Origin of the sequence: Achromobacter sp. NPDC058515 (assembly GCF_042721735.1) — a bacterium.
Classification (GTDB): domain Bacteria; phylum Pseudomonadota; class Gammaproteobacteria; order Burkholderiales; family Burkholderiaceae_B; genus Achromobacter.
On sequence record NZ_JBHXNI010000001.1, the window covers coordinates 484,395 to 509,229 of the forward strand.

General features: G+C 68.4%; 22 protein-coding genes. 15 read left to right on the forward strand and 7 right to left on the reverse strand.

What is annotated here, in order from left to right:
* Nucleotides 1-77: 77 nt before the first annotated feature.
* Entirely contained in the window at nucleotides 78-1,013 is a 936-nt protein-coding gene (locus ACFWP0_RS02305) for a 2-hydroxyacid dehydrogenase (protein WP_377839385.1), read from the forward strand.
* A 270-nt stretch (nucleotides 1,014-1,283) separates the two neighbouring features.
* Nucleotides 1,284-2,117: a GyrI-like domain-containing protein gene (locus tag ACFWP0_RS02310; protein ID WP_377839386.1), complete on the forward strand. Its 834-nt coding sequence runs from the start codon at nucleotides 1,284-1,286 to the stop codon at nucleotides 2,115-2,117.
* Nucleotides 2,118-2,135: 18 nt separating this feature from the next.
* Here ACFWP0_RS02310 and ACFWP0_RS02315 read toward each other — a convergent pair whose 3' ends face one another.
* Nucleotides 2,136-3,032 (reverse strand): LysR family transcriptional regulator, encoded by an 897-nt coding sequence (locus ACFWP0_RS02315; protein ID WP_377839387.1) that lies wholly within the window; start codon nucleotides 3,030-3,032, stop codon nucleotides 2,136-2,138.
* A 159-nt stretch (nucleotides 3,033-3,191) separates the two neighbouring features.
* On the opposite strand from ACFWP0_RS02315, the gene ACFWP0_RS02320 reads away from it, so the two are divergent.
* The 3 genes from ACFWP0_RS02320 (at nucleotide 3,192) to ACFWP0_RS02330 (ending at nucleotide 8,029) form a co-directional block, all read left to right on the forward strand.
* Nucleotides 3,192-4,172, forward strand: coding sequence for a Bug family tripartite tricarboxylate transporter substrate binding protein (locus tag ACFWP0_RS02320; RefSeq protein ID WP_377839388.1), 981 nt, complete (start codon nucleotides 3,192-3,194; stop codon nucleotides 4,170-4,172).
* Nucleotides 4,173-4,236: 64 nt separating this feature from the next.
* Complete coding sequence (locus ACFWP0_RS02325; protein ID WP_377839389.1) at nucleotides 4,237-6,300, forward strand: hydantoinase/oxoprolinase family protein; 2,064 nt, start codon at nucleotides 4,237-4,239, stop codon at nucleotides 6,298-6,300.
* Nucleotides 6,287-8,029 (forward strand): hydantoinase B/oxoprolinase family protein, encoded by a 1,743-nt coding sequence (locus tag ACFWP0_RS02330; protein ID WP_377839391.1) that lies wholly within the window; start codon nucleotides 6,287-6,289, stop codon nucleotides 8,027-8,029. Before ACFWP0_RS02325 ends, ACFWP0_RS02330 begins: the two co-directional genes overlap by 14 nt.
* Here the strand turns inward: ACFWP0_RS02330 and ACFWP0_RS02335 are convergent.
* A complete protein-coding gene (locus tag ACFWP0_RS02335; RefSeq protein WP_377839392.1) occupies nucleotides 8,016-8,819 on the reverse strand; it encodes a GntR family transcriptional regulator in 804 nt (267 codons plus the stop codon). The genes ACFWP0_RS02330 and ACFWP0_RS02335 overlap by 14 nt on opposite strands.
* A 185-nt stretch (nucleotides 8,820-9,004) precedes the next feature.
* Between ACFWP0_RS02335 and ACFWP0_RS02340 the strand changes: the two genes are divergently transcribed.
* From ACFWP0_RS02340 to ACFWP0_RS02380, 9 genes are read left to right on the forward strand one after another with little or no spacing between them, the layout of a single operon-like run.
* The gene (locus ACFWP0_RS02340; RefSeq protein ID WP_377839394.1) at nucleotides 9,005-10,036 is read left to right on the forward strand and encodes an ABC transporter substrate-binding protein; all 1,032 of its coding nucleotides are present in this window, start codon (nucleotides 9,005-9,007) and stop codon (nucleotides 10,034-10,036) included.
* A 47-nt stretch (nucleotides 10,037-10,083) separates the two neighbouring features.
* Nucleotides 10,084-11,148, forward strand: a complete 1,065-nt coding sequence (locus ACFWP0_RS02345) for an ABC transporter ATP-binding protein (RefSeq protein ID WP_377839395.1) — start codon at nucleotides 10,084-10,086, stop codon at nucleotides 11,146-11,148.
* On the forward strand, nucleotides 11,145-12,011 hold the full coding sequence (locus tag ACFWP0_RS02350; RefSeq protein ID WP_377839396.1) for an ABC transporter permease: 867 nt from the start codon (nucleotides 11,145-11,147) through the stop codon (nucleotides 12,009-12,011). Before ACFWP0_RS02345 ends, ACFWP0_RS02350 begins: the two co-directional genes overlap by 4 nt.
* A 1-nt stretch (nucleotide 12,012) precedes the next feature.
* The gene (locus ACFWP0_RS02355; RefSeq protein ID WP_377839398.1) at nucleotides 12,013-12,813 is read left to right on the forward strand and encodes an ABC transporter permease; all 801 of its coding nucleotides are present in this window, start codon (nucleotides 12,013-12,015) and stop codon (nucleotides 12,811-12,813) included.
* Nucleotides 12,813-13,970 (forward strand): NAD(P)/FAD-dependent oxidoreductase, encoded by a 1,158-nt coding sequence (locus tag ACFWP0_RS02360; RefSeq protein WP_377839399.1) that lies wholly within the window; start codon nucleotides 12,813-12,815, stop codon nucleotides 13,968-13,970. Before ACFWP0_RS02355 ends, ACFWP0_RS02360 begins: the two co-directional genes overlap by 1 nt.
* Nucleotides 13,954-14,262 carry a (2Fe-2S)-binding protein gene (locus ACFWP0_RS02365; RefSeq protein WP_377839400.1) on the forward strand — a complete coding sequence of 103 codons (309 nt, stop codon included), beginning with the start codon at nucleotides 13,954-13,956 and terminating at the stop codon, nucleotides 14,260-14,262. Before ACFWP0_RS02360 ends, ACFWP0_RS02365 begins: the two co-directional genes overlap by 17 nt.
* A complete protein-coding gene (locus tag ACFWP0_RS02370) occupies nucleotides 14,259-15,701 on the forward strand; it encodes an NAD(P)/FAD-dependent oxidoreductase (protein ID WP_377839402.1) in 1,443 nt (480 codons plus the stop codon). Before ACFWP0_RS02365 ends, ACFWP0_RS02370 begins: the two co-directional genes overlap by 4 nt.
* 52 nt (nucleotides 15,702-15,753) lie before the next feature.
* Nucleotides 15,754-16,917: an NAD(P)/FAD-dependent oxidoreductase gene (locus ACFWP0_RS02375; protein WP_377839403.1), complete on the forward strand. Its 1,164-nt coding sequence runs from the start codon at nucleotides 15,754-15,756 to the stop codon at nucleotides 16,915-16,917.
* The gene (locus tag ACFWP0_RS02380) at nucleotides 16,914-17,300 is read left to right on the forward strand and encodes a RidA family protein (protein ID WP_377839404.1); all 387 of its coding nucleotides are present in this window, start codon (nucleotides 16,914-16,916) and stop codon (nucleotides 17,298-17,300) included. Before ACFWP0_RS02375 ends, ACFWP0_RS02380 begins: the two co-directional genes overlap by 4 nt.
* On the opposite strand, the gene ACFWP0_RS02385 is transcribed toward ACFWP0_RS02380, so the two are convergent.
* From ACFWP0_RS02385 to ACFWP0_RS02405, 5 genes are all read right to left on the reverse strand, one after another.
* Entirely contained in the window at nucleotides 17,275-18,555 is a 1,281-nt protein-coding gene (locus ACFWP0_RS02385; RefSeq protein WP_377839405.1) for an amidohydrolase family protein, read from the reverse strand. The genes ACFWP0_RS02380 and ACFWP0_RS02385 overlap by 26 nt on opposite strands.
* A 150-nt stretch (nucleotides 18,556-18,705) precedes the next feature.
* Nucleotides 18,706-19,656, reverse strand: a complete 951-nt coding sequence (locus ACFWP0_RS02390) for an ABC transporter permease (RefSeq protein WP_377839407.1) — start codon at nucleotides 19,654-19,656, stop codon at nucleotides 18,706-18,708.
* A gap of 10 nt (nucleotides 19,657-19,666) precedes the next feature.
* Nucleotides 19,667-20,740: an ABC transporter permease gene (locus tag ACFWP0_RS02395; protein WP_377839408.1), complete on the reverse strand. Its 1,074-nt coding sequence runs from the start codon at nucleotides 20,738-20,740 to the stop codon at nucleotides 19,667-19,669.
* 49 nt (nucleotides 20,741-20,789) lie between these two features.
* Entirely contained in the window at nucleotides 20,790-22,319 is a 1,530-nt protein-coding gene (locus ACFWP0_RS02400) for an ABC transporter ATP-binding protein (RefSeq protein ID WP_377839410.1), read from the reverse strand.
* Nucleotides 22,316-23,347, reverse strand: coding sequence for a BMP family protein (locus tag ACFWP0_RS02405; RefSeq protein WP_377839411.1), 1,032 nt, complete (start codon nucleotides 23,345-23,347; stop codon nucleotides 22,316-22,318). Before ACFWP0_RS02405 ends, ACFWP0_RS02400 begins: the two co-directional genes overlap by 4 nt.
* A 499-nt stretch (nucleotides 23,348-23,846) precedes the next feature.
* On the opposite strand from ACFWP0_RS02405, the gene ACFWP0_RS02410 reads away from it, so the two are divergent.
* Complete coding sequence (locus ACFWP0_RS02410) at nucleotides 23,847-24,761, forward strand: DedA family protein/thiosulfate sulfurtransferase GlpE (RefSeq protein ID WP_377839413.1); 915 nt, start codon at nucleotides 23,847-23,849, stop codon at nucleotides 24,759-24,761.
* Nucleotides 24,762-24,835: the final 74 nt, after the last annotated feature.

Consider the following 24,835-nt stretch of genomic DNA (forward strand, 5'->3'; position numbering starts at 1 on the left):
CGCCTGTGGATAAGCCGCAGGCGCGCGCCGCGCGACACGGCCAGGGCGCAAGCGCCCGCAGACACGGAAGAACCAGCATGCGGCTCATCATCAATTCCGGCGGCCCCCAGGCAATCGACGAATGGCGCGCACAGTTCCGCGCCTTTGCGCCGGAACTGGACGTCGTGGGCTGGCACGAAGACGCGGACCCCGCCAGCGTGGACTATGCGCTGGTCTGGGCCCCCGAAGCCGGCCGCCTGGCCGCCTTCCCCAACCTGAAGCTCATCATCAGCGCCGGCGCCGGCGTGGACCACATCCTGTCCGACCCGGCGCTGCCCCGCCACCTGCCGATCGCCCGCATGGTCACCGCCCGCACGCAGACCGAGATGGCCGAGTTCGTGCTCACCAGCGCGCTGATGCTCACCCGCGACATCAAGCGCATTGTGGACAACCAGTCGCGTCGCCACTGGGAGCTGTTCGACTCCCTGCGCGTCGCCGCCGACGTGCGTGTCGGGATCATGGGCCTGGGCCACCTGGGCGTGGCCTCCGCTCAACTGCTGTTGCGCGTCGGCTTCCCCGTCAGCGGCTGGTCCCGCGGCGCCAGCACGCTGCCCGGCATGCCCTCCTATGCGGGCCAGGAACAATTCGGCGAATTCCTGGCGAACACCGACCTGCTCGTCTGCCTGCTGCCCGCCACCGACGCCACCCGCGGCATCCTCAACCGCGCCACGCTGTCCCAGCTGCCCCGAGGCGCCTCCCTGATCAACGCAGGCCGCGGCTCGCACATGGCGACCCAGGACGTCATCGACGCCCTCGACAGCGGCCAGCTGCGCCAGGCCGTCCTGGACGTCTTCGAACAGGAACCGCTCCCGCCCGAATCCCCGCTCTGGTCCCACCCCGGCATCATCGTCTCGCCGCACAGCGCCGCCATCCCCGACCGCAAGGAGCGAGCACGCCACACCGCGCTGCTGATCGCCGCCAACGAACGCGGCGAAAAACTGCCCAACATCTACGACCCGCAACGCGGCTACTGATAACAGCAGACCCAAATTCCAACGCGAGCGCGCAGCGCCTTCACCACGACGCGAGACACCACGTAAGCCCCAAAAGGCCGCCCGCGCGGCCGGCCTGGGGCGGGCCCCGCAAGATCCTCCATCCCCCCCACCGCTTGCAAGAACCTTAAGCACCCCAGGCCCCCGCCACGCCGTGCGCCTAAAGAACCACCACACGCCCCCCAACACAAACAAAAAAAACCGCAAAATCTGCAAATCCCCAAAAGCTACATTGCCCTCCAAGGAGCAAGCATGAAGCCCGAAACCCGAACCCTCCACGCCCAACGCCTCGACCCCGTCCTGCGCTGGCTCGCCAGCCACCCCGACGCCGACCCCGACCTGCACCAGCTGGCCGATCTGGCCTGCCTGTCCCCGTACCACTTCCATCGCGTCTACCGCGCCATGATGGGAGAAACGGTCAACGCGACGGTCCAGCGCATCCGCATGCACCGCGCTGCGGTCGCGCTGGCCGGCACGCAGGCTCCGTTGAGAGACGTTGCGCAACGCGCAGGCTACGAATCCGACGCCGCCTTCAACCGGGCATTCGGCGCCGCCTTCGGCATCCCGCCGGGCCGCTATCGGGCAGCTCGCTCCCTCCCCCTCGACCCCAAGGAGTTCGCCATGTACCCCATCGCCATCGAAACCTTCCCCGGCGCCACGCTGGCCGTCCTGCCGCATCGCGGCAACTACGACGAGATCGGGCCGGTGTTCACCCGCGCCTTCATGCTGGCCATCAGCCGCGGCATCGCCGCGCCCGATGCCGTCGGCTTTGGCGTGTACTTCGACGACCCCGAACAAGTGCCCGTCGGCCAGCTGCGCTCCCTGGCCGGCATGCCCGTCGACCCCGCCGCCGACCTCGGCGACGAGCTGGAACGCTTCGAAATCCCCGCCGGCCGCTGCGCCATCCTGACCTACATCGGCCCCTACAACGAGATGAGCAAGCCCTACAACTGGATGTACTCGGAATGGCTGCCCGCCAGCGGCATGGTGCCGGCCGACTTCCCCATGTTCGAACAGTACGTGAACGACCCGCGCACCACGCCGCCCGCCCAGTTGCAGACCCGCATCTGCCTGCCCTTGAGGTAAGCGGGCAAGCCGCCGGCTCTACCCGAGCACGCTGGCCAGGTACTGCCGCAGCCAGGCGTGCGCGGGATCGTTCTGGTAGCGCTCGTGCCAGTACAGCGACACCGCGATGGGCGGCAGCGTCAGCGGCACCTTCTGCGTGACGATGCGCGCGCTGCCCGACATCGCCTTCGCGATGCTCACCGGCATGGTCGCGATCAGGTCCGAGCCTTCCACGATGAACGGGCACACCAGATAGCTCGACAGCGTCGCCACGATCTTGCGGCTGCGGTTCTGCCCCATCAGGATGCGGTCGATGGCGGTGCTGAAGTAGCGCGTGTGCGCGGCCAGGTCCAGGTGCCCATAGCTGAGGTAGGCGTCCAGGTTCCAGCGCTTGCGCAGGCAGGGATGGCCCTCGCGCACGATGCACACGGCCGGCTCCTGGTAGAGAAAGCGCGTGCGCAGATCGGGCGCCGGATCGGGGAAATATCCCGCGATCAATTCCACATGGTTGGTGTCCAGCATGCTCAAGCCATGCTGTGGGCGCGCGGGCACGATCTGCAGCTGGAAATGCGGCGCATCCACCGCCAGCCTGGGAATCAGCCTGGGCAGCAGGGTGAACTGCACGTAGTCGGTGGCGTAGAACGACAGCAGGCGCGACGAATGCGCCGGATCGAACGCTTCGCGGGTGCGCGTGGCCCGATGCCAGCCTTCCAGGAGCGGCTTGAAATTCTGGTGCAGCTCCAGCGCCCGCACCGTGGGTTGCCAGGCGCCGCCCTCGCGCACCAGCAGCGGATCCCCGAACAGCCGGCGCAGCCGGTTCATCGCCGCGCTCATCGCCGGCTGGCTGATGTTCAGCTGCTCGGCCGCCCGCGACACGTTGCGGCAGGCCATCAGCGCATCGAAATGCAGAAGCAGATTCAGGTCCGGATTCTTCACGGTCGCGCGCCTATAAATGGCATTTATATGAATATAAGCCTGTAGGGCTGCTGTCATCACGGCGGCAGGCCTAGGATGACCTTGTTGTTGCAGCGAACCAAGGCCGGACACGCATGATCCGGCCATAAGGAAGTTCTATCAACAAGGGGAAACCAAGCCATGAAAACAGGGCTTATACACAGTTGCTGTCGTATTGCCGCCGGCGCCGCGCTGTTCGCGGCCGCCGGTACGGCCAGCGCCGCCTGGCCGGACAAGGTCATCCGCATCGTGGTGCCGTTCGCCGCGGGCGGATCGACCGACCTGGTGGCGCGCAAGGTGGCGGAAGGGCTGGGCCAGCGCCTGGGCGCCAACGTCATCGTCGAGAACCGTCCCGGCGCGGGCGGCACCGTGGGCACGGAGTACGTGGCCCGGCAGCCGGCGGACGGCTACACCATCCTGATGGGGTCGGTGAGCACCCACGGCAGCGCGCCCTGCGTGTATTCCAAGCTGCCCTACGACGCCGTCAAGGACTTCACGCCGCTGACGGTGGTGGCGACGATACCCAACGTGATGTCGGTGAACCAGTCGGTGCCCGCCGCGAACCTGCAGGAATTCGTGGCCTTGCTGAAGAAGGAGCCCGAGAAGTACTCCTTCGCCTCCAACGGCCAGGGCACATCCAACCACCTGGCGGCCGAGCTGTTCAAGACCACGGCCGGCGTGTCGATGGTGCACGTGCCGTATCGCGGCTCGGGCCCCGCGTTGATCGATCTGGTCGGCGGCCAGATCAACATGATGATGGATGTGGTGATGACGTCCTATCCCTACATCAAGGACGGCAAGATCAAGGCGCTGGCGGTGACCTCGCCGCAGCGTTCGGCCATGCTGCCGGACGTTCCCACGGTGGCCGAGGCGGGCTATCCGGGCTACGAGGCCATGGTGTGGTTCGGCATGCTGGCCCCTGCCGGCCTGCCCGAACCGCTGCGTGAAAAGCTGACCGACGGCCTGGTGCAGACGCTGCACGCGCCCGCCATGAAGACCTACCTGGAGCAGCAAGGCGCCCAGGTGTCGGACGTGGCGGGACCGGCCTTCGGCGCCATGATCAAGGACGAAATCAGCAAGTGGTGCCAGGTGGTCAAGAAGGCCGGCATCCACCTGGACTGATCCTGTTGCCGCGAGGCCCGTCCTCGCGGCAATGCAAGACCCTTATATTCTGGGAAAGAACGATATGTATCGCATAGGGATAGACGTCGGAGGCACGTTTACCGATTTCACGATGATCGACGAGGACGCGGGCGTGGTGCACTTCCACAAAGTGCCTTCCACGCCGCATGATCCCTCGGAGGCCATCGCCACCGGCATCGGCCAGATGCTCGCGGATCATGGCGTGCCGCCATCGCAGGTATCGCACGTGGGGCATGGCACCACGGTGGCGACCAACCTCATCATTGAACGCAAGGGCGCGCGCGTCGGCCTGATCACCACGCGCGGTTTTCGCGACGTGCTGGAGATCGGTCGCCAGACGCGGCCGCATCTGTACGACTACGCCGTCGGCAAGCCGCCCGTCGCCGTGCCGCGCGAATTCCGCGTGGAGGTCGACGAGCGCGTGAGCGCGGCCGGCGACGTGCTGACCGCGCTGGATGAGGCGCAGGTGCGCGCGGCGGCGCGCCAGTTTGCGCAGGCCGGCATCGAGGCCGTGACGGTCTGCTTCCTGCATTCTTACCGCAACCCGGCGCACGAGCGCCGCGCGGCGGAGATCGTGGCCGAGGAGATGCCCGGCGCCTACATCAGCCAGTCCTCAGAGGTGCTGCCCGAGTTCCGCGAGTATGAACGCCTGTCCACCACCGTGCTCAACGCCGCGGTCGGGCCGAAGATGGCGCGTTACCTGGAACGCTTCCTGCAGCGCGTGCGCGAGCTGGACATCGTCCATGAACCGCACACCATCCACTCCAACGGCGGCCTGATGTCGATCGCCACCGTGCGGCAATACCCGGTGCGCACCTGCCTGTCTGGTCCGGCGGCGGGGGTGGTCGGTGCGGCCGCGGTCGGGCGCGCCATCGGCAGCCTGAACCTGGTCACGTTCGATGTGGGCGGCACCAGCACGGACGTGTCGCTGGTGTGCGACGGGCGTCCGCTCTTTACCTCGCACCGCCATGTCGCAGGCTATCCGGTCAAGACGCCGATGGTCGACATCCACGTCATCGGCGCGGGCGGCGGCAGCATTGCCTGGCTGGACGACGCGGGCGCGCTGAAGGTGGGCCCGCATAGCGCGGGCGCGGTGCCCGGGCCCGTGGGCTACGGCCGCGGCGGCCAGGAGCCGACCATCACCGATGCCGAGATCGCGCTGCAGCGCCTCAATCCCGTGGCCCTGCTGAACGGCCGCATGCCGGTGCACGCGGACGCCGCGCGCCGGGTCATCGAGCAGCGCGTGGCCGAACCCCTGGGGCTGGGGATGGAGGCGGCGGCCGAGGGCATCCTGCGCATCGCCGCGGCGAACATGAGCCGCGCCATCCGCGCCGTGTCCACCGAACGCGGCTATGACCTGTCGCGCTTCGCGCTGTACGCCTATGGCGGCGCGGGCCCGCTGCACGCGGTGGAGGTGGCCGAGGAATGCGGCATCCCCGTCGTGATCGTGCCGCAGGAGCCGGGCACGATGTGCGCGCGCGGCATTCTTTTGAGCGACATCTCGTTCGACTTCGTGCGCAGCGAGATCTCGCTGGCCGGCGACGACACGTGGCCCGCGATCTCCGCCATCTTCGACGGACTGCGCGCGCAGGCGGAAGGCTGGCTGGATGAAGAGCGCGTGGAGCCGGCGCTGCGGGTGTGCCACTGCGCGATCGACGCGCGCTACGAAGGCCAGAACTTCGAGGTGCAGGTCAGCCTGGACGACACCGGCGCGGGCGGCCATGCGGAATTCGCGCGCCGTTTTGCAGAGGCCCATGAGCGCGAGTACGGCTATACGGTGGACGACCGCAAGGTCCAGATCATCAACTGCCGGATGCAGGCGGTCGGCCAGGTGGTGAAGGCGCCGCTGGCGCCGCGCCACATCGGCGGCGCGCTGGATGATGCGAAGCTGGGGCAGCGCAACGCGTACTTCGGCCCGGACCACGGCTGGCTGCAGACCCCCGTGTACGACCGCGACCGCGTGCCGACGGGCGCGCGCTTCACCGGCCCCGCGCTGCTTGAGGAGATGAGCTCCACCACGGTCGTGGGCGTCGGCCAGCACGCAAGCGTCGACGAGTACGGCAACCTGATCATCCGTTTGCAAGGAGGCTCGCATGACGAAGCCTGACAATGTTGAATCCCGCGATGCCGGCGCAAGCCCGGCCCTGGCGGATCCGATCGGCATGGAGGTGTTCTGCAACCGCCTCCTGTCCATCACCGAGGACATGAACAACACGCTGGTGCGCGCCTCGTTCTCGACCAACATCAAGGAGCGCAAGGACTGCTCCGTGGCTCTGTTCGACGCCGCCGGCCGCCTGGTGGCCCAGGGCACGCAGATCCCCCTGCATCTGGGTTCGCTGGACGGCGCGATGGGCGCCATCCTGCGCACCTTCGCGGTAGACGACATCCGCGACGGCGACGTGTTCATCTGCAACGATCCCTATCTTGCCGACGGCAGCCACCTGCCCGACATCAATATCGTCACGCCGGTGTTCTGGGACGGCGCGCTGCGCTTTTTCGCGGCCAACATCGCGCACCACTCGGACGTGGGCGGCGCGGTGCCCGGCTCCATCGCCGGCGGCCTGAAATCCATTTTCGAGGAAGGCATCCGCATCCCGGCCTGCCGCATCGCGCGCCATGGCGAAACGGACGAGGACTTGCTGCGCCTGATCTGCGCCAACACCCGCGACCCCGAGGAGCGCGTGCTGGACCTGCGCGTGCAGATGGCGACCAACCGCCGCGGCGCGGCCGCCGTGCAAGGGCTGATCCGCCAGATGGGGCTGGACGCGGTGCTGCGCTCGGTCGACGACGTGATCGCCTACACGCGCCGCCGCCTGCTGAACCGCATTGCCGAGCTGCGGGCTGGCAGCTATACCTTCCGCAGCGACCTGGACGACGACGGCATGGGCGGCGACCCGGTGCCCATCCAGGTGACGCTGACCGTCAGCGCCGGCAATCTCCACTTTGACTTCGAAGGCTCGGGCAAGCAGGCCCGCGGCGCCATGAACCTGCCGTTCAACGCCTTGCGCGCCTGCGTGTACTACGCCGTGAAGGCGCTGCTGGATCCGGACCTGGCGCCCAACGCGGGCCTCTTCGATCCCATCACCTTGTCGGCGCCCGTGGGCACCATTACCAACCCCGAGCACCCCGCAGCGGTGGGCGCGCGCTCCATCACCGCGCAGAAGGTGGCCGGCGCGATCTTCGGCGCCTTCCGCGGCCTGCTGCCGCCGGAAAAGACCATGGCGTCCAGCAACGACTGCTGCCCCGCCATCGTGTTCTCGGGCCGCTGGCGCGAACGCGCCGGACACTTCGTCTACCTGGAAACGCTGGGCGGGGGCGCCGGCGCGCGCTTTGACGCCGACGGAATGGACGCGGTGCATGTGCACATGACCAACACCTCGAACCTGCCGGTCGAGGCGCTGGAGAACGAGTATCCGCTGCTGATGGACGAGTACGCGATGATCCAGGATTCGGGCGGCGCGGGCCGCACGCGCGGCGGCATGGCGATCGCCAAGCAGATCCGCGCGGTGGGGCCGGGCATCGTGTTTTCGGCGCGTTCGGACAGCCATACGGTCGGCGTGGCGGCGGGCGTGGACGGCGGCGGCGATGGACGCCGCGCGCGGCTGATCCGGAATTTCGGAACCCCGCAGGAGGAGGAGATGTTCTCCAAGACCGCCAACATCGCGCTGGCGCCCGGCGAGAGCGTGCGCATTGAAACCCCGGGAGGCGGGGGCTACGGAGCGCCCGGCGAGCGGCCGCGGGCTCGCATCGAGCGGGATCTCGCCGACGGCAAGATCAGCGCCGAAGCGGCGCGCGCGGACTATGGCGCGCAGGCCGCGGGCGTCAGCCTACGTTGAGCGTCATGGAGTACTTCATCTTGTCGTGCGGGAACGTCGTGATGGTGGCCAGCAACAGCACGCCGCCGTCGCCGTAGTACCGCCGGGTGATGACAAAGCCCGCCGTCTTGGGGGCGACCTGGAGTTGCCGGGCGATCGTCGCGTTGATGGGCGTTGCAGAGAACTCCTGGTTGACCTCGGTAATGCGGTCGCCGAAATGGTCTTCGATCAGCCGCAACAGCGAGATCCGGGATTTCACGTCGACCCGCACGTCGGAATGCGCGGGGTCCGCGTAGATCAGCGTGCAGGCGGCGGGGGTGTCCTGGTCGTCGAGGGTCTTGATGGAGTTGATGTGCAGCCAGGACAGGCCGGGCTCGCAGCCCAGCGTTTCGGCCAGGCGCCGGGTCAGCTTGACGGTGCGCACGTCCTGCACCAGCAAGGCCGCGTTGCGCGCGTATTGCAGCAGGTCCGGGAACTGCGAGATGCGCTGCGTGAAGCGCGTGCCGGCGCGGGCGGTTTCCACCCGCGTGCCGACGCCGGGGCGCCGCGACACCATGCCGGCCACGGTCAGCATGCGGATGGCTTCGCGGATGGTGTGGCGGCTGGCGCCGAATTGTTCGCACAGCTCGTGTTCGGTGGGAAGCAGCGTCATGACGGGATAGCGCCCGGAGCTGATGCCCTGGGAGAGCGTCTGATAAATGCTCTTGTAGCGCGGTCCGCCGGGCTCGCCGGCCGAGGCTTGCGCGCCGGGCCGGCCGCGCGCTTCCCGAGCTGCGCCGGGGCTGCTCGCGCGCTCGGAGGATCGGGTCATGGAGGGCTCCTTGATTGTTGTTATATCGGGGTTTGTACGGACAATAACCGATTGACAAGGCAGTCTTGCGGGATTCATTATTTGTCCGGACATTCATGTACGGACAAATTGTACGGCGGACATGAAGTTGCCGGGCAACAAATCAGGCAGTTCTTGCAGTTCTCTTCCAATATTCGGGGGTTCTCATGGGCAAGGTACTTGCAGTGCTCGCGGCGGCGACAATGGCCGCCGGGCTGGGCGCCAATGCGCAGGCGCAGCAGAAATTGGTGGTTGCCGGCTACGGCGGCTCGTTCGAAGACATCATGCGCAAGGACATCTTTCCGCCCTTCGCCAAGCAGCACGGCGTCGAGCTGGACTATGTGGCCGGCAACTCCACCAACACGGTGGCGCGCCTGCAGGCGCAAAAAAGCAACCAGCAGATCGACGTGGCCATCATCGACGACGGCCCCATGTACCAGGCCATCGCCCTGGGATTCTGCGAACCCATCAAGAACCTGCCGGCCGACGACATCTACGGCACCGCCCGCTACAAGGACGACAAGGCCGTCGCCATCGGCATCGTGGCCACCGGCATCATGTACAACAAGAAGGCCTTCGACGAGAAGAAGTGGGCCCCGCCCACCTCCTGGAAGGACCTGAAGGATCCGAAGTACAAGAAGCAGCTGGTCATCCCGCCGCTGAACAACACCTACGGCCTGCACACGCTGGTCGAGTACGCCCGCGAGGGCGGCGGCAGCGAGAAGAAAATCGACGCAGGCTTCACCACGTTCAAGAACGAGGTCGGCCCCAATGTGCTGGTCTACGAGCCCTCTCCCGGCAAGATGACGGAGCTGTTCTCCAGCGGCCAGGCGACGATCGCGGTGTGGGGCAGCGGCCGGGTCAAGGCCTTTGCCGACACGGGTTTCCCCGTGGGTTTCGTGTATCCGCAGGAAGGCGCCTACGCGCTGCTGTCGTCCGTATGCCCCATCGCCAAGGCCAACGCCAATCCCATGGCCCAGGCCTTTGTGCAGTACCTGGTGACGCCCGAAGTGCAGGAGAAGCTGGCGTCCGCCTACGGCTATGGCCCGGTCAACAAGAAGGCCAAGGTGACGGACGATCCGCGAGTGCCGCTGCCCTTCGGCAAGCGCGCCGCCGATCTGATCGTCATCGATTGGGACACGGTCAACCAGAACCGGGACGACTGGAACAAGCGCTGGACGCGGGAAATCGAGCGCTGACAGTCTGCGGGCAACAGGCGGCGCCTGCGCCGCCACCGGGAGCATTCATGACCTATCTTGTGCTGGACCGCCTGAGCAAGCGCTACGGCGAAACGACCGCCGTGGAGGACCTGAGCCTGTCCGTCAGGCAGGGCGAGTTCATCTCCCTCCTGGGCCCGTCGGGCTGCGGCAAGACCACGACCCTGCAGATGATCGCGGGGTTCGTCGAGCCCACCGGCGGCAGCATCGTGCTCAACGGCAAGGACGTCAGCAAGGTGCCCGCCAACAAGCGGGGCCTGGGCATGGTGTTCCAGAACTATGCCCTGTTCCCCCACATGACGACGGCCGAGAATGTGTCCTTCGGCCTGGAGATGCAGCGCGTGAAGAAGGATGAGCGCGAGGCGCGGGTGGCCGACGCGCTCAAGCTCGTCGGCCTGTCGCATCTGGCCGACCGCCACCCCGCGCGCATGTCCGGCGGGCAGCAGCAGCGCGTGGCGCTGGCGCGCGCGCTGGTCATCCGGCCCAGCGTGCTGCTGCTGGACGAACCGCTGTCCAACCTTGACGCCAAGCTGCGCGAGGAAATGCAGCTGGAACTGCGCAGCATCCAGCGCACGGTGGGAACCACCACCATCCTGGTGACGCACGACCAGTCCGAAGCGCTGGCGCTGTCGGACCGTATCGTCGTGATGAACCAGGGCCGCGTGGAGCAGGTGGCCGATCCGTTCGAAGCCTACGAGGGGCCGGCCAGCCATTTCGTGGGCGGCTTCCTGGGCAAGGCCAACGTGTTCACGCCACAGGCCGAGCAGTATGAAAACGAAACCCGCGCGCGTGTCGGCGAGGCCCATATCGCCATGGATGGCGCGCCCGTGCCGCAAGGCTCGGTGATCGTGCGGCCGGAGAAGATCCTGTTCTCCGAGCCCGCCGCCTGTGCCCTGCCCGGGCGCATGAAGACGCGCGTGTTCCAGGGCAACCACTGGCTGTGCCAGGTGGAAACCTCGGTCGGAGAGGTGATGGTGATCCGCCAGAACGACGGCGTGCCCGTGCCGGCGGAAGGCGAGCCGGTGCATCTGCGCTGGCGCGCCCAGGACATGTGCGCCGTGTCCTCCGCCGCGCCGCGGGGCCGCCCGTCATGAGCAAGCGCACCAACCCCTGGGTGCTGAGCGCGCCGGCGCTGGTGGTGTACGCCACCTTCCTGGTGGTGCCGATGGCGCTCGTGTTCCTGATCAGCTTCTTCGACTTCCAGTTCTATGGCGGCATGCAGGCCACCTTTACCTGGAAGAACTACATCGAGATCCTGACCGACGGCTACTACTACGAAATCTACGCCCGCACCTTCGGCGTGGCGGCCGCCGTGACGCTGGCGTGCCTGGTGCTGGGCACGGCCGAAGCCTATGTGCTGTCGCGCATGGCCAATCCGTGGAAGGGGCTGTTCCTGATGGTGGTGCTGGGGCCGCTGTTGATCTCGGTGGTGGTGCGCACGCTGGGCTGGGCGCTGCTGTTCGGGTCGACCGGCCTGATCAACAAGGCGCTGATGGGCATCGGGCTGATTTCCACGCCCGTGGACCTGATGTACAGCAACCTGGGCGTGGGCATCGCGCTGACGCATGTGCTGGTGCCGTTCATGGTGATCTCGGTATGGGCGTCGCTGCAGCGGATCAACCCGTCCACCGAGGCGGCCGCCCTGTCGCTGGGCGCAAGCCAGTTCACGGTGATCCGCCGCGTCATCGTGCCGCAGGTGATGCCGGGCATCCTGTCGGGCGCGATCATGGTGTTCGCGATGGCGGCAAGCTCGTTCGCCACGCCGGCCATCATCGGCGGGCGCCGCCTGAAGAACGTGGCCACGGCCGCCTACGACGAATTCCTGAACACCCTGAACTGGCCGCTGGGCGCGGCGCTGGCGGTGGTGCTGCTGCTGGCGACCGTGGTGGTGCTGCTGTCGGCCAACCGGATCATCGAGCGCAAGTACGGCGTCGTTTTCAACCAGGCCGGAGGCTGACATGCAATTCCGCAACGGCCCCATCGGCCTGCTGTTCCACACGCTGTTCATCCTCTTCATCCTGGCGCCCATCGTCATGGTGTGCGCGGTGGCGTTCACCTCGGAAGGCTTCATCTCGCTGCCCTCGGGCGGACTATCGCTGCGCTGGTTCCGCGCCATCCTGGACAACCCTCGCTTCGTCGAGGCGTTCTGGTTCAGCCTGGGGCTGGGCACCTTGTCGGCCACGCTGGCGATCGGCCTGGCCGTGCCCAGCGCGCTGGCGCTGGCGCGCAACCGCTTCCGCGGCCGCGAGGCGCTGGTGGCGTTCTTCCTGTCGCCGCTGATGATTCCGCATGTGGTGTTGGGGCTGGCCTTCCTGAAGTTCTTCACGACCGTCGACCTGGCCGGCACCTACGTGGGCCTGGTGGTGGCGCACGTGATCCTGGTCATGCCGTACGCCTTGCGCCTGGTGCTGGCCTCGGCCGCGGGGATCGACCCGGCGCTGGAGCGCGCCGCGCAATCGCTGGGCGCATCCAACTGGACGGCGTTTCGCCGCGTGGTGCTGCCGCTGCTGCTGCCGGGCGTGGTCAGCGGCTGGGTGATTGCGTTCATCACCAGCTTTGACGAACTGACGATGTCGATCTTCATCGCCTCGCCGTCCACGACGACCCTCCCGGTGCGCATCTTCCTGCACATCGAGGACACCATCGACCCGCTGGTGACCGCCGTGTCGGCGGTGCTGATCTACGTGACGATCATTGCCATATTCATCCTGGACCGCGTCGTCGGCCTGGAAAAGCTGTTTGTAGGAAAGGGACGCTAATGATGGACGAGAAAGAACTGGCGCCGCGCGAGCCCGCGCACCGCGGCATCTACGACGCCGCGGTGATCGGCGGCGGACTGGTCGGATCGGCGGTGGCCTATGGCCTGCGGCGCGAGCTGGACCACGTGGCCGTCCTGGACGAGGGCGACGTGGCCTATCGCGCCTCGCGCGGAAACTTCGGGCTGATATGGGTGCAGAGCAAGGGCATGGGGCTGCCGCGCTACGGCGTGTGGACCATGGCGTCGGCCTCGGGCTGGCCGCGGCTTGCCGCCCAGCTGCTGGAAGAGACCGGCGTGGATGTGCACCTGGAGCAGCGCGGCGGGCTGCATGCGCTTTTGAGCGACGAAGAGATGGAGGCGCGGGCCAGGTTCATGAGCACCCTGCTGGCGCAGCCCGGCATGGCTCAGTACGAATGGAAGATGCTCGACCGCGCGGAGGTGGCGGACCTGGTGCCGGGCATCGGCCCCGAGGTGCGCGGCGCAACGTGGACGCCGGTGGACGGCATCGCCAACCCCTTGAAGCTGCTGCGCGCGCTGCACATGAGTTTTGCACAGCGGGTTGTGGATTACCTGCCGCGCCGTCCGGCGCAGGGCATCCGCCAGCGCGACGGCGTGTTCGAGATCGCCACGCCCGCGGGCACGGTGCGCGCGCGCAAGGTGGTGCTGGCCTGCGGCCTGTCCAACAAGGAACTCGGCCAGCAGGTGGGCCTGGATGTGCCGGTGCGGCCGCAGCGCGGCCAGATCGTGGTGCTGGAGCGCACGCGGCGCATGCTGGAGACGCCGCTGTCCACCCTGCGCCAGACGGACGAAGGCACCTGGCTGATCGGCGATTCGCAGGAAGAGGCGGGCTATGTGGACAACCAGGTGGGCCTGCCCATCCTGGGCACGCTGGCCGACCGCGCCGTGCGCACCCTGCCCGCCTTGCGCGAGGTTCGGGTGGTGCGCAGCTGGGCGGCGCTGCGTGTCATGTCCAGGGACGGCTTTCCCATTTATCAGCAATCCGAAACGTGCCCGGGGGCGTTCGTCGCCACCTGCCATAGCGGCGTGACGCTCGCCGCCGCGCACGCGCTCAATCTGGCGCCCATGATCGTTGCCGGCAAGCTTGCCGACGACATGGCGCCCTTCTCGACCCGGAGGTTCCATGTTCAAGAGGCTTGACGAGGCGCAGCGCCAGGCGCAGCGCGCGCCGGTGCGCGTAACGGTCAACGGGGCCGAACTGCAATGCCGGCAGGGCGACAGCGTGGCGGCGGCGCTTTTTGCGGGCGGTGTGCAGGCCTGTCGCGATACGGCCGTCAACGAGGTGCCGCGCGGGCCGTATTGCATGATGGGCGTGTGCTACGACTGCCTGGTCACCATCGACGGACAAGCGAACCAGCAAGGCTGCATGACGGTCGTGCGGGACGGAATGAAAATCGAGCGCCAGCTGGGCGCGCGCAAGGTGCGGGCATGATAGACACGACGCAATGCGATTTGCTGGTGGTGGGGGCGGGGCCTGCCGGCCTGGCCGCCGCGACCCTGGCCGCGAAGATGGGCGTGGACACCGTGCTGCTGGACGAGCAGCCGGCGCCGGGCGGCCAGATCTACCGCGCCATCACCACCACCCCCGTGACCGACCGCGGCATCCTGGGCGAAGACTACTGGCATGGCGCGACCCTGGTGGCGCCCTTCCAGCAATCCGGCGCGCGCTACGTGCCGGGCGCGACCGTATGGGCGGTGGCGCAGCGGACGGCGCCCCAGCCGGAAGCCGGCTTCGAGGTGGCGTACTCCGTGGCGGGCGAGGCCCGCATCGTGCATGCGCGCCGCCTGCTGCTGGCCACCGGCGCGCAGGAACGGCCGTTTCCCGTTCCGGGCTGGACCCTGCCCGGCGTCATCACCGCGGGCGCCGCGCAGATCCTGCTGAAGTCCTCCGGCATGGTGCCGTCCGACCGGACCATCCTCGCCGGCTGCGGGCCGCTGCTGTACCTGGTGGCCTGGCAATACCTGAACGCCGGCGTGAAGATCGACGCCCTGCTGGAAACCACCCCGCCCGGGCGCATGAGCCAGGCGCTGCCCAAGGTCTGGGGGTTTCTGCGTTCGCCGTACCTGGGCAAGGGCCTCAAGCTTCTGCGCGCGGTGAAGGCCGCCGTGCCCATCGTCCGCGGCGTGACGGCGCTGGAAGCGCTGGGCGACGGCAGGCTGCAGAGCGTGCGCTACACCGCCGGCGGCGTCGCCAAGACCTTGCCTGCCGAACAGCTGATGCTGCATCAGGGCGTGGTGCCGAACGTGAACCTGTCGCGCGCCGTGGGCGCGGAGCATCGCTGGAACGACGCGCTGGACTGTTGGGAGCCCCAGGTCGACGAATGGGGCCTGACCTCGGTGGACGGCATCGGCATGGCCGGCGACGGCGCGGGCATCGCGGGCGCGTTGGCCGCCGAGCATCGGGGCAGGCTGGCGGCTTTGCAGGCCGCGCATCTGCTGGGCCGCATCGATGCCCGCAAACGCGATAGCGAGGCCGTGGCGCCCCGCGATGCGCTGGCGCGCGCCGTCAGGGGCCGCGAGTTCTTCGACGCGCTCTACAAGGCGCCGGAGGCCTTCCGCCGGCCCACGGGCGACACCATCGTCTGCCGGTGCGAGGAGGTGACCGCGGCGCAGGTGCGCGACACGGTCAAGCTGGGCTGCAGCGGCCCGAACCAGATGAAGGCCTTCCTGCGTTGCGGGATGGGCCCTTGCCAGGGGCGCTTCTGCGGCCTGACGGTAGCGGAGATCATCGCCGAGGAGCGCGGCGTGCCGACGCAGGAAGTGGGCTATTACCGCCTGCGTTTCCCGACCAAGCCGCTGACCTTGGGAGAGCTGGCTTCGCTGCCGCAGACGGACGAATCCCGCCAAGCCGTCGTCCGCCTGAAAAAGTAGGCGGCCCACCCACTCTCTTGAACAGCTGCATGGCGGCTGATGGAAGGGAACCATGACCGTCCAATCGCGGTCCGCCGAAGTCATCATCATCGGAGGCGGCCTGCACGGCAGTTCCGCGGCGCTGCATCTGGCGCGCGCGGGCGTGCGGGCCCTGGTGATCGAAAAGAACTACGTGGGGCGGCACGCTTCCGGCGTGAACGCGGGCGGCGTTCGCACCTTGTCGCGCCATCTGGCCGAGGTGCCGCTGGCGCTGGCCTCGCGCGAGCTCTGGTATCGCATCGGCGACCTGGTGGACGACGATTGCGGATTCGAGCAGCACGGCCAGGTGCGCGTGGCCGAGAACGCCGCCGACGCCGAGGCCCTGCGCTTGCGGCTGCAAACCATGACCGGCCACGGCTACACGCACGAAGAGTGGATAAGTCCTGAAGACCTGCTGGACATGATTCCCGCGCTGGCGCCCTCGGTCCAGGGCGGGCTGATCGCGCGCGAGGACGCGGCCGCCGATCCCTACCGCACGACCCTGGCCTTCCGCATGAAGGCCGCCAGCCTGGGCGCGCGCTTCATGGAAGGCGTGCGCGTGCACGGCGTGACGCGCCAGGAGGGCCAGTGGCGCGTGGAGACCGATGCGGGCGTGTACACCGCGCCGCAGGTGTTGAACTGCGCGGGCGCCTGGGCCGACCGCATTGCCGCGCAATGGGGCGAGCCGGTGCCGCTGACCGCGATCAGCCCCATGATGCTGGTGACCTTGCGCATGGACCATTTCCTGGATCCCGTGGTGCTGGGCACGGGGCGGGCCCTGTCGTTCAAGCAGCGCGCGAATGGCACGGTGCTGATCGGCGGCGGCCGGCGCGCCTGGGTGGACCGCGACGCGGAATGGACCGAGCTGGATTTCCGTTCGCTGGCCGAAGGCGCGCGCACCGTCTGCGATCTGTTCCCGCACATGCGCGATGCGGTCGTGAACCGGGGCTGGGCGGGCATCGAAGCCGCCATGCCCGACGAGATACCCGTGATCGGCCGCAGCAGCCGGCACGAGACCGCCTTCCATGCCTTCGGCTTTTCGGCGCACGGCTTTGAGCTCGGGCCCATCGTGGGCCGCATCATGGCCGACCTGATCACGACAGGCGCGACGGACATGCCGATTGCGCCGTTCCGGATTGAACGTTTTTCGGATGCCGCGCCGGCATCCGGCCCATCCACCAAGGAGCAAGACGAATGACCGATATCGTGCGCAAGGATTCCAATGAACGGCTGTCCCGCATCGTGATCCACGGAGACACGGTTTACGTGGCCGGCGTGACCTCGGCGGCGCCGGGCGGCATTGCCGCGCAGACGCGCGACGCGCTGGCGAAGATCGACGGCTATCTGGCCCAGGCGGGCACGGACAAGTCCCGGCTGCTGTCCGTGCAGATCTGGCTGAAGGACATCGACCGCGACTTCGCCGGCATGAACGGGGTGTGGGCGGAATGGGCGCTGCCCGACGCGATGCCCACCCGCGCCACCTGCGAGGCCAAGCTGGCCGCGCCGGAGCTGCTGGTGGAGATCATCGCCACAGCGGCCCGCATTCCCGGCTACGTCAGCGGGCCGGTGTCTGAAAGCTGACCTGGCCGGGACGTCCCGGCAGGTTCAGGGTGGCGGTGGCGGGCGGAGTCGTGGCCACCACCTGGCCGGCGCGCAGCACCATCAGGCGCGTGGCGCGCAGGCGCAGCGCCTCGACCGGGTCGCGCGCCTGCAGCAGCACCAGGTCGGCGCGCTTGCCCACCGCCAGTCCCGTCTCGTCCAGCCCCAGGATCCGGGCGGGCGTGGTGGTGACGGCCTCGAAACAGGCGCGCATGGCGTCCTGCCCGGTCATCTGGCCCACGTGCAGGCCCATGTGCGCCACCTCCAGCATGTCGCCGGAACCCAGGCTGTACCACGGGTCCATCACGCAGTCATGGCCGAAGGCCACGGGCACGCCGGCGGCCAGTAGTTCGGGCACGCGCGTCATGCCGCGGCGCTTGGGATAGGTGTCGTGGCGGCCCTGCAGGGTGATGTTGATGAGCGGGTTGGCGATCGCTGACACGCCGGCTTCGCGGATCAGCGGGATCAGCTTGGACACGTAGTAGTTGTCCATGGAGTGCATGGACGTCAGGTGCGAGCCCGTCACACGGCTTTGCAGGCCCAGGCGCTGCGTGTGGAAGGCCAGCGTCTCGATGTGGCGCGACAAGGGGTCGTCGCTTTCGTCGCAGTGCATGTCCACGCGCAGCCCGCGGTCGGCGGCCAGTTCGCACAGGATGCGCACGGATTCCGCGCCGTCCTGCATGGTGCGTTCGAAATGCGGAATGCCGCCCACCACGTCCACGCCCATGTCCAGCGCGCGCTTCAGGTTGTCCAGGGCGCCCGGGGCGCGCAGCACGCCGTCCTGCGGGAACGCCACCAGCTGCAGGTCCAGATAGGGTTTGACCTTCTCGCGCACGTGCAGCAGCGCTTCCGTGGCCAGGAGGCGCGGGTCGCACACGTCCACGTGCGAGCGGATGGCCAACAGGCCGCGCGCCACCGCCCAGTCGCAATAGGCCAGCGCGCGCTCCACCAGCGCTTCCTGCGTCAGCATCGGCTTGAGCTCGCCCCACAGGGCAATGCCTTCGAGCAGCGTGCCGGACTGGTTCACGCGCGGTAGTCCGAAGGACAAGGTGGAGTCCATGTGGAAGTGCGCGTCGACGAAGGGCGACGACACGAGCTGTCCGGCCGCGTCGATGGTCTGGCCGGCCTCGGCCTTCAGCGCCGGCTCCAAGGCGGCGATGCGGCCCTGGGCGATGCCGATATCGACGTTCCGTCGGCCGTCCGGCAGCGTACAGTTTCTAAAGATAAGGTCGAACATGGAAGTCCTCGCGGGAAAAGTCAGTTGTTCATGGCGCTGCGTCGCTCGTCATCGCCTGCTACAGGCGCTACCCCATCGGGGTCGCACGGAGCCGGCTCCGCCGGTCCGTCGCGACGCCCCTGGGGGAGAGCGCGCGGCGCTTCGGGGGGGCTACCTCTCGCCCTTGCGATAGGGCTTCATCAGGGCCTGCGGGTAGGCGGCGCGGCGCGCCATCACCACCAGGGCCAGGATGGACAGGATGTAGGGCAGCATCAGGTAGACCTGATACGGTAGCTCAGGCAGGCCGGGCACAGCCGCGCCGCCCTGCTGCAGGCGCAGTTGCAGCGCATCGAAGAAGGCGAAGATCAGCGCGCCCAGCAGCGCCTTGCCTGGCCGCCACGACGCGAACACCACCAGCGCCACGCAGACCCAGCCACGGCCGTTGACCATGTTGAAGAAGAAGGCGTTGAAGGCCGCCAGCGTCAGGAAGCTGCCGGCAACGCCCATCAGCGCCGATCCGGCCACGATGGCGCCCATGCGCAGGCGCGTCACCGACAGGCCCTGCCCTTCGGCGGCGGCGGGATTCTCGCCCACCATGCGGATCGCCAGGCCGACCGGCGTGCGGTTCAGCACCCACGCAAGAATGGGCACCGCCGCCAGCGCGATCAGCGTCATGGGCGTCTGCCCCGCCAGCACCGGCCCGATGAGCGGAATGCCGTCCAGGAACTTCATCTCGGCGAACGGGGTGATGGTGGGGGGCGTGTTCACGCTGGGAAAGGTCACGCGGTAGGCGAAGTAGCTCAGGCTGGTGGCCAGCAAGGTCACGCCCAGGCCCGAAACGTGCTGCGACAGGCCCAGCGGCACCGTCAGCACCGCGTGCAGCAGGCCGAAGACGGCGCCGGCCAGCGCCGCCGCCAGCACGCCCACGTACAGCGGGGCGCCCAGGTACACGACCAGCCAGCCGGTGAAAGCCCCGGCGGCCATGATGCCCTCGATGCCCAGGTTCAATACGCCCGCGCGCTCGCACAGCAGCACGCCCAGGGTGCCGAGTATCAGCGGCGTGGCCAGGCGCAGCACGGCGACCCAGAAGGCCGAGGAACTCACCAGATCCATCCATTCCATGGCGTGCTCCTCAAGCCTGGTTGCGGCGCAGGCGGTACTGCGCAAATAGCGTCGCGACCAGCATGGCAAGCAACGAAGTGGCGACGATGACGTCGGCGATGTAGTTCGGCACGGCGATGGCGCGGCTCATGCTGTCCGCGCCCACCAGCATGCCCGCCACGAAGATGCTGGCCAGGACCACGCCCAGCGGATGCAGGCCGGCCAGCATGGCGACCACCACGCCGGTGTAGCCGTAGCCCGGCGACATGTCGAGCGTGACGTAGCTGCTGCGGCCCGCCACTTCGATGGCGCCGGCCAGGCCGGCCAGCGCGCCGGACAGCATGGCGGTGCCCAGCATCACGCGGTTCACCGGCAGGCCGAGGAAGCGCGAGGCGTGCGCGTTGGCGCCGACGGCGCGCATCTGGAAGCCGAACACGGTGTAGCGGTTGAGCAGCCACAGGCCCAGCGCGAGACCCGCGGCCCAGAGCAGTCCGGTGTGCGCGCGGGTGCGTTCGATCAGCTTGCCCAGCTCCAGGTCGCCGTTGAGCGCGACCGACTGCGGCCAGCCCATCGCCATCGGATCCTTCATGGGGCCGTCCAGCATCATGGACACGAACAGCAGCACGATGAAGTTGCCCAGCAGCGTGGTCACCACCTCGTCCACGCCCAAGCGGGTCTTCAGGATGGCGGGGATCAGCAGCAGCAGGGCGCCGGCCAGCGCGGCGGCCAGCATCATGCCGCCGAACAGCATGGGCACGGGCAGGTCGAAGCCCGTGCCGCCGTGCAGGCCGCCGACGGCCACCGCCGCCAGCGCCCCGAGGTACAGCTGGCCTTCCGCGCCGATGTTGTAGAAGCGGGCGCGGAATGCGACGGCGCAAGCCAGGCCGGTCAGCATCAGCGGGGTGGCGCGAGTCAGCGTTTCGGACAGGGCGAAGCGCGAGCCGAACGCGCCTTCGAACAGCAGCGCGTAGGTGCGGCCCACGGGGGCGCCGGCCCAGGCGACCAGCAAGGTGCAGACCGCCAGGGTGAAGAGGATGGCCGCGATGGGAGCCAGAGCCAGCGCGAGGCGGCTGGGCTCGGGGCGGCGTTCCAGGATCAGTTTCATGCGAGTGATGCTCAGTAGGGGGGGAAGCCGCGCAAGATGGGACGATCCATCACGCGCGGGTTCCCGTCATGGCCAGGCCGACGGTGGCGGGCGTCCATTCGGCCACCGGCTTGACTGCAACCAGCTTGCCGCCGCACAGCACGGCGATGCGGTCGGCCAGGGCGAAGATCTCTTCCAGGTCCTCGGACACCAGCAGCACGCCCGCGCCGCGCGCGCGCGCCGCCAGCAGCTGTTCGCGCACGTAGGCCACCGCGCCGATGTCCAGGCCCCAGGTAGGCTGGTCGGCCACGATGAAGCGCGGCTCGCGCGCAAGCGTGCGGCCCAGGATCAGTTTCTGCATATTGCCGCCGGACAGGCTGCGCGTGCGCACGTCGAGCGACGCCGCGCGTACATCGAACTGTTTGGCCAGCGCGGCCGCGTACGCCTTGCCCGCGCCCGCCCGGATCAGGCCGTAGCGGGCGAAGCGCTTGTCCTTCAGGTCTTCGACGATGGCGTTTTCCCACAGGGGGCTGTCGCCGATCACGCCTTCGCCGTGGCGGTCTTCGGGGATGCGGCCTACGTGGGCCGCCGTCCAGCCGGCCGGCGTGGTGGGCGCGGCGGCGTGTTCGGGGCCCAGGCGGATCGTGCCGTCCGAGGGCTGGCGCAGGCCGGTCAGCACCGACACCAGCGCCTGCTGGCCGTTGCCCGCCACGCCCGCGATCGCCACGATTTCATGCTTGTGGACCACGAGGTCCAGGCTGTCCAGGCGCGGCGCGCCGTCGCGGCCATCTCGCACGGTGACCTGGGACAGGGTCGCCACGGGGGCGGCCTGCTCGGCGGCGGCCACGGCCTGCGCACGCGGCATGACGACCTTGCGGCCCACCATCAGCTCGGCCAGTTCGGCGGGGCTGGTCGCGGCGGTGTCGCGCTCGGCCACCAGCCTGCCCTGGCGCAGCACCGCCACGCGGCGCGCCACGGCCATCACTTCGTCCAGCTTGTGAGAGATGAAGATGACGGCCAGGCCTTCGTCGACGAAGCCGCGCAGGGTGGCGAACAGGTCCTGCACTTCCTGGGGCGTGAGCACGGCGGTGGGCTCGTCCAGGATCAGGACGCGGGCGCCGCGGTACAGCGCCTTCAGGATTTCGACGCGCTGTTTTTCGCCAACGGAAAGCGTGCCCACGCGCGCGTCCGGGTCCACGCCCAGGCCGAAGCGCTGGCCCAGCTCGACCAGGCGGCGGCGGGCCTGCCCGCGACCCGAGGCGAGTTTCCACAGCGATTCCGTGCCGACCATGATGTTGTCCAGCACGGTCAGGTTGTCGGCAAGCGTGAAATGCTGATGCACCATGCCGACGCCTGCCGCCAGCGCGGCGTCGGGCCGGCCGGCGGGCAGGGGCTTGCCGAAGACTTCGATACTGCCGGCGTCGGCCACATAGTGGCCGAACAGGATCGACACCAGGGTCGATTTGCCGGCGCCGTTCTCGCCCAGCAAGGCCAGCACTTCGCCCTGATGGAGCGTAAGCGAGACATCGTCGTTGGCCGTCAGGCTGCCGAAGCGCTTGGTGATCCCCGTCAGCTGCAGGGCGAGAGGCGCTTGGTTCATCGTGCCGAAGACTTGGGTTCTTTGTCGACGACCTTCACGGTGAAGCTGCCGTCCAGGATGGCTTTCTGCCTGGCTTGCACCTTGGCGATCAGGTCGGCCGGGATCTTCTGCTCGAAGGTGCCCAGCGGAGCCAGCGACGAGCCCTTGTGCTTCATCAGCGAATACTGGCCGAAGTCGTCGGCCTTGAATGTGCCGGCCTTGACCTGCTTGAGCGCTTCGTCGATGGTGGGCTCCATGCTCCACAGGGCCGAGGCGACGACCGTCTCGGGGTACTGAGGCTGCGTGTCGATCACGTTGCCGATGGCCAGCTTGCCGCGCTCTTTGGCGGCGTCCGACACGCCGAAGCGCTCGGCGTACAGCACGTCCGCGCCCTTGTCGATCATGGCGAAGGCGGCTTCCTTGGCCTTCGGGGGATCGAACCAGGAGCCGATGAAGGTCACGGTGAACTCGGCCTTCGGGTTCACTTCCTTGGCGCCTTCGATGAAGGCCTGCATCAGGCGGTTCACTTCGGGGATGGGATAGCCGCCGACCAGGCCGATCTTGCCGGTCTTGCTCATGCCGCCGGCGATCATGCCGGTCAGGTAGGCCGGTTCCTGGATGTAGTTGTCGAACACCGAGAAGTTCGGCTGCTGCGGCTTGCCCGAGGAACCCATCAGGAAGGCGGTCTGCGGATAGTCCTTGGCAACCTTGCGCGCGGCGGCTTCGACGGCGAAGGCCTCGCCCACCACCAGCTTGTTGCCCTGCTCGGCGTACTGGCGCATGACGCGCTCGTAGTCGGCGTTGGTGACGTTTTCCGAGAAGGTGTAGTCGATCTCGCCGCGATCGCGGGCCGCGGTCAGCGCCTTGTGGATGCGCGACACCCATTGCTGCTCGACCGGCACCGTGTAGATGGCGGCAACCTTGGTCTTGGCCGGGGCCTGGGCTTGCGCCGCGCCCGAGAACAGCAGCGCGCCGGCAGCCGCGGCGGCCAGCTTGAGCAGGCCGCGGCGGGCGATGCCGCCGACGGACGGGGTGGAAAGGGATTTCATGCGGGTGACTCCTACGCAGGGAGGGAAAGGTAATGGGGATGGCGGCGATGTGGGCGCCGTGCAAGCGGGCGCCGCGCAAGCGGGCGCCGTGGGACGCGATCGCCAGGCATGCCGCAGCCCGGTTCACGGTTGCGGCCGCCGGCAGGCATGCCGGGGCGAGCGTACGGAAACGAGGGCGTGGGATCGGTCATCGGATGGGGAGCGCCGGGAGGCGCGCCCCATCCGAATGGTCGGGTTCGCAGCCAGTCCTGGCGAAGCAAGTTGTATGCCATGGGGCATTCCTGCGACAAGTCGGGGAAACCTGATGGACGGGCAGGATTATAGGCACCCCGGCGGGGAATCGTGGCACCAGTATGGTGCGCGCCGTTCCAAGGAATGGACGGTGCGCGCATGGAACGGCGCGTTGCAGTGCGGCGGGCAGGGGCAATGGGCCCCGGACGGGAGCCGCGCGCCTAAAATCGCAGGCATGAGCCGCGCGGCGCGGCAAGCTGGAAAAACCATGCAAGATATTCAATTGCTGCTCGAACAATATGGCGGGTGGCTGGTGTTCGCCAATGTCCTGATCGAGCAGGCCGGCCTGCCGGTGCCCGCCTACCCCATGCTGATCGCGGCGGGCGCGCTGGGCGGCGCGGGGGGATGGCTCGCGCCCTTGCTGGCCGCCACGGCGGCGTGCCTGCTGGCCGACAGTCTCTGGTATGCCGCGGGGCGGCGCTATGGCTCGCGGCTGCTGGGCGTGGTCTGCAAATTGTCCTTGTCGCAGGATTCCTGCATCCGGCAGACGCAGCGCCTGTACCTGCGGATCGGCGTGCGCGCGCTGCTGGTGTGTAAATTCCTGCCCGGCGCCGGCGCCTTGTCCACGGTCATGGCGGGCCTGACCGGCACCCCCTACCGGCGCTTCTTCCTCTATGACCTGGCGGGCGCCCTGATCTGGGTCGGTTCGGGCCTGCTGCTGGGCGGCCTGTTCCACAGCGTGGTCAACGACGTGCTGGACGTCCTGGGCACCTACGGCGCAATGGGCCTGGGCGTGCTGGCGGCGGTGCTGGCCCTCTACATCCTGGCGCGTTTCCTGCGGCGCAGGCTGTTGCTGCGCAGCCTGCGCGTGATCCCCCGGCTGTCCGTGGACGAGCTGATGCAGTGGCGCCAGGACGGCCGCAGCGCACTGGTCTTCGATGTGCGGCCGGAAGCGCTGCGCGATGCCGCGCGCATTCCTGGCGCCGTCGCCGTGGACCTGAAGGCGCCCTTGCCCGCGCTGGACGCCAACGCGCTGGATTCCGACATCGTGGTGTATTGCGCGTGCCCCAACGAGGTGTCCGCCGCGCTGCTGGCCTCGCGGCTGCGCGCCGCCGGCTACCCCAAGACCTGGGCGCTGCGCGGGGGCTACGAGGCCTGGGCGGAACACAAGCATCCAGCCTGATCCGGCGTCCGGCGCGTGGGCGCCGCGAGGGGTTTCCGGTGGGCCGCGCCCGGGACGAAGCGCATAATTCCCGA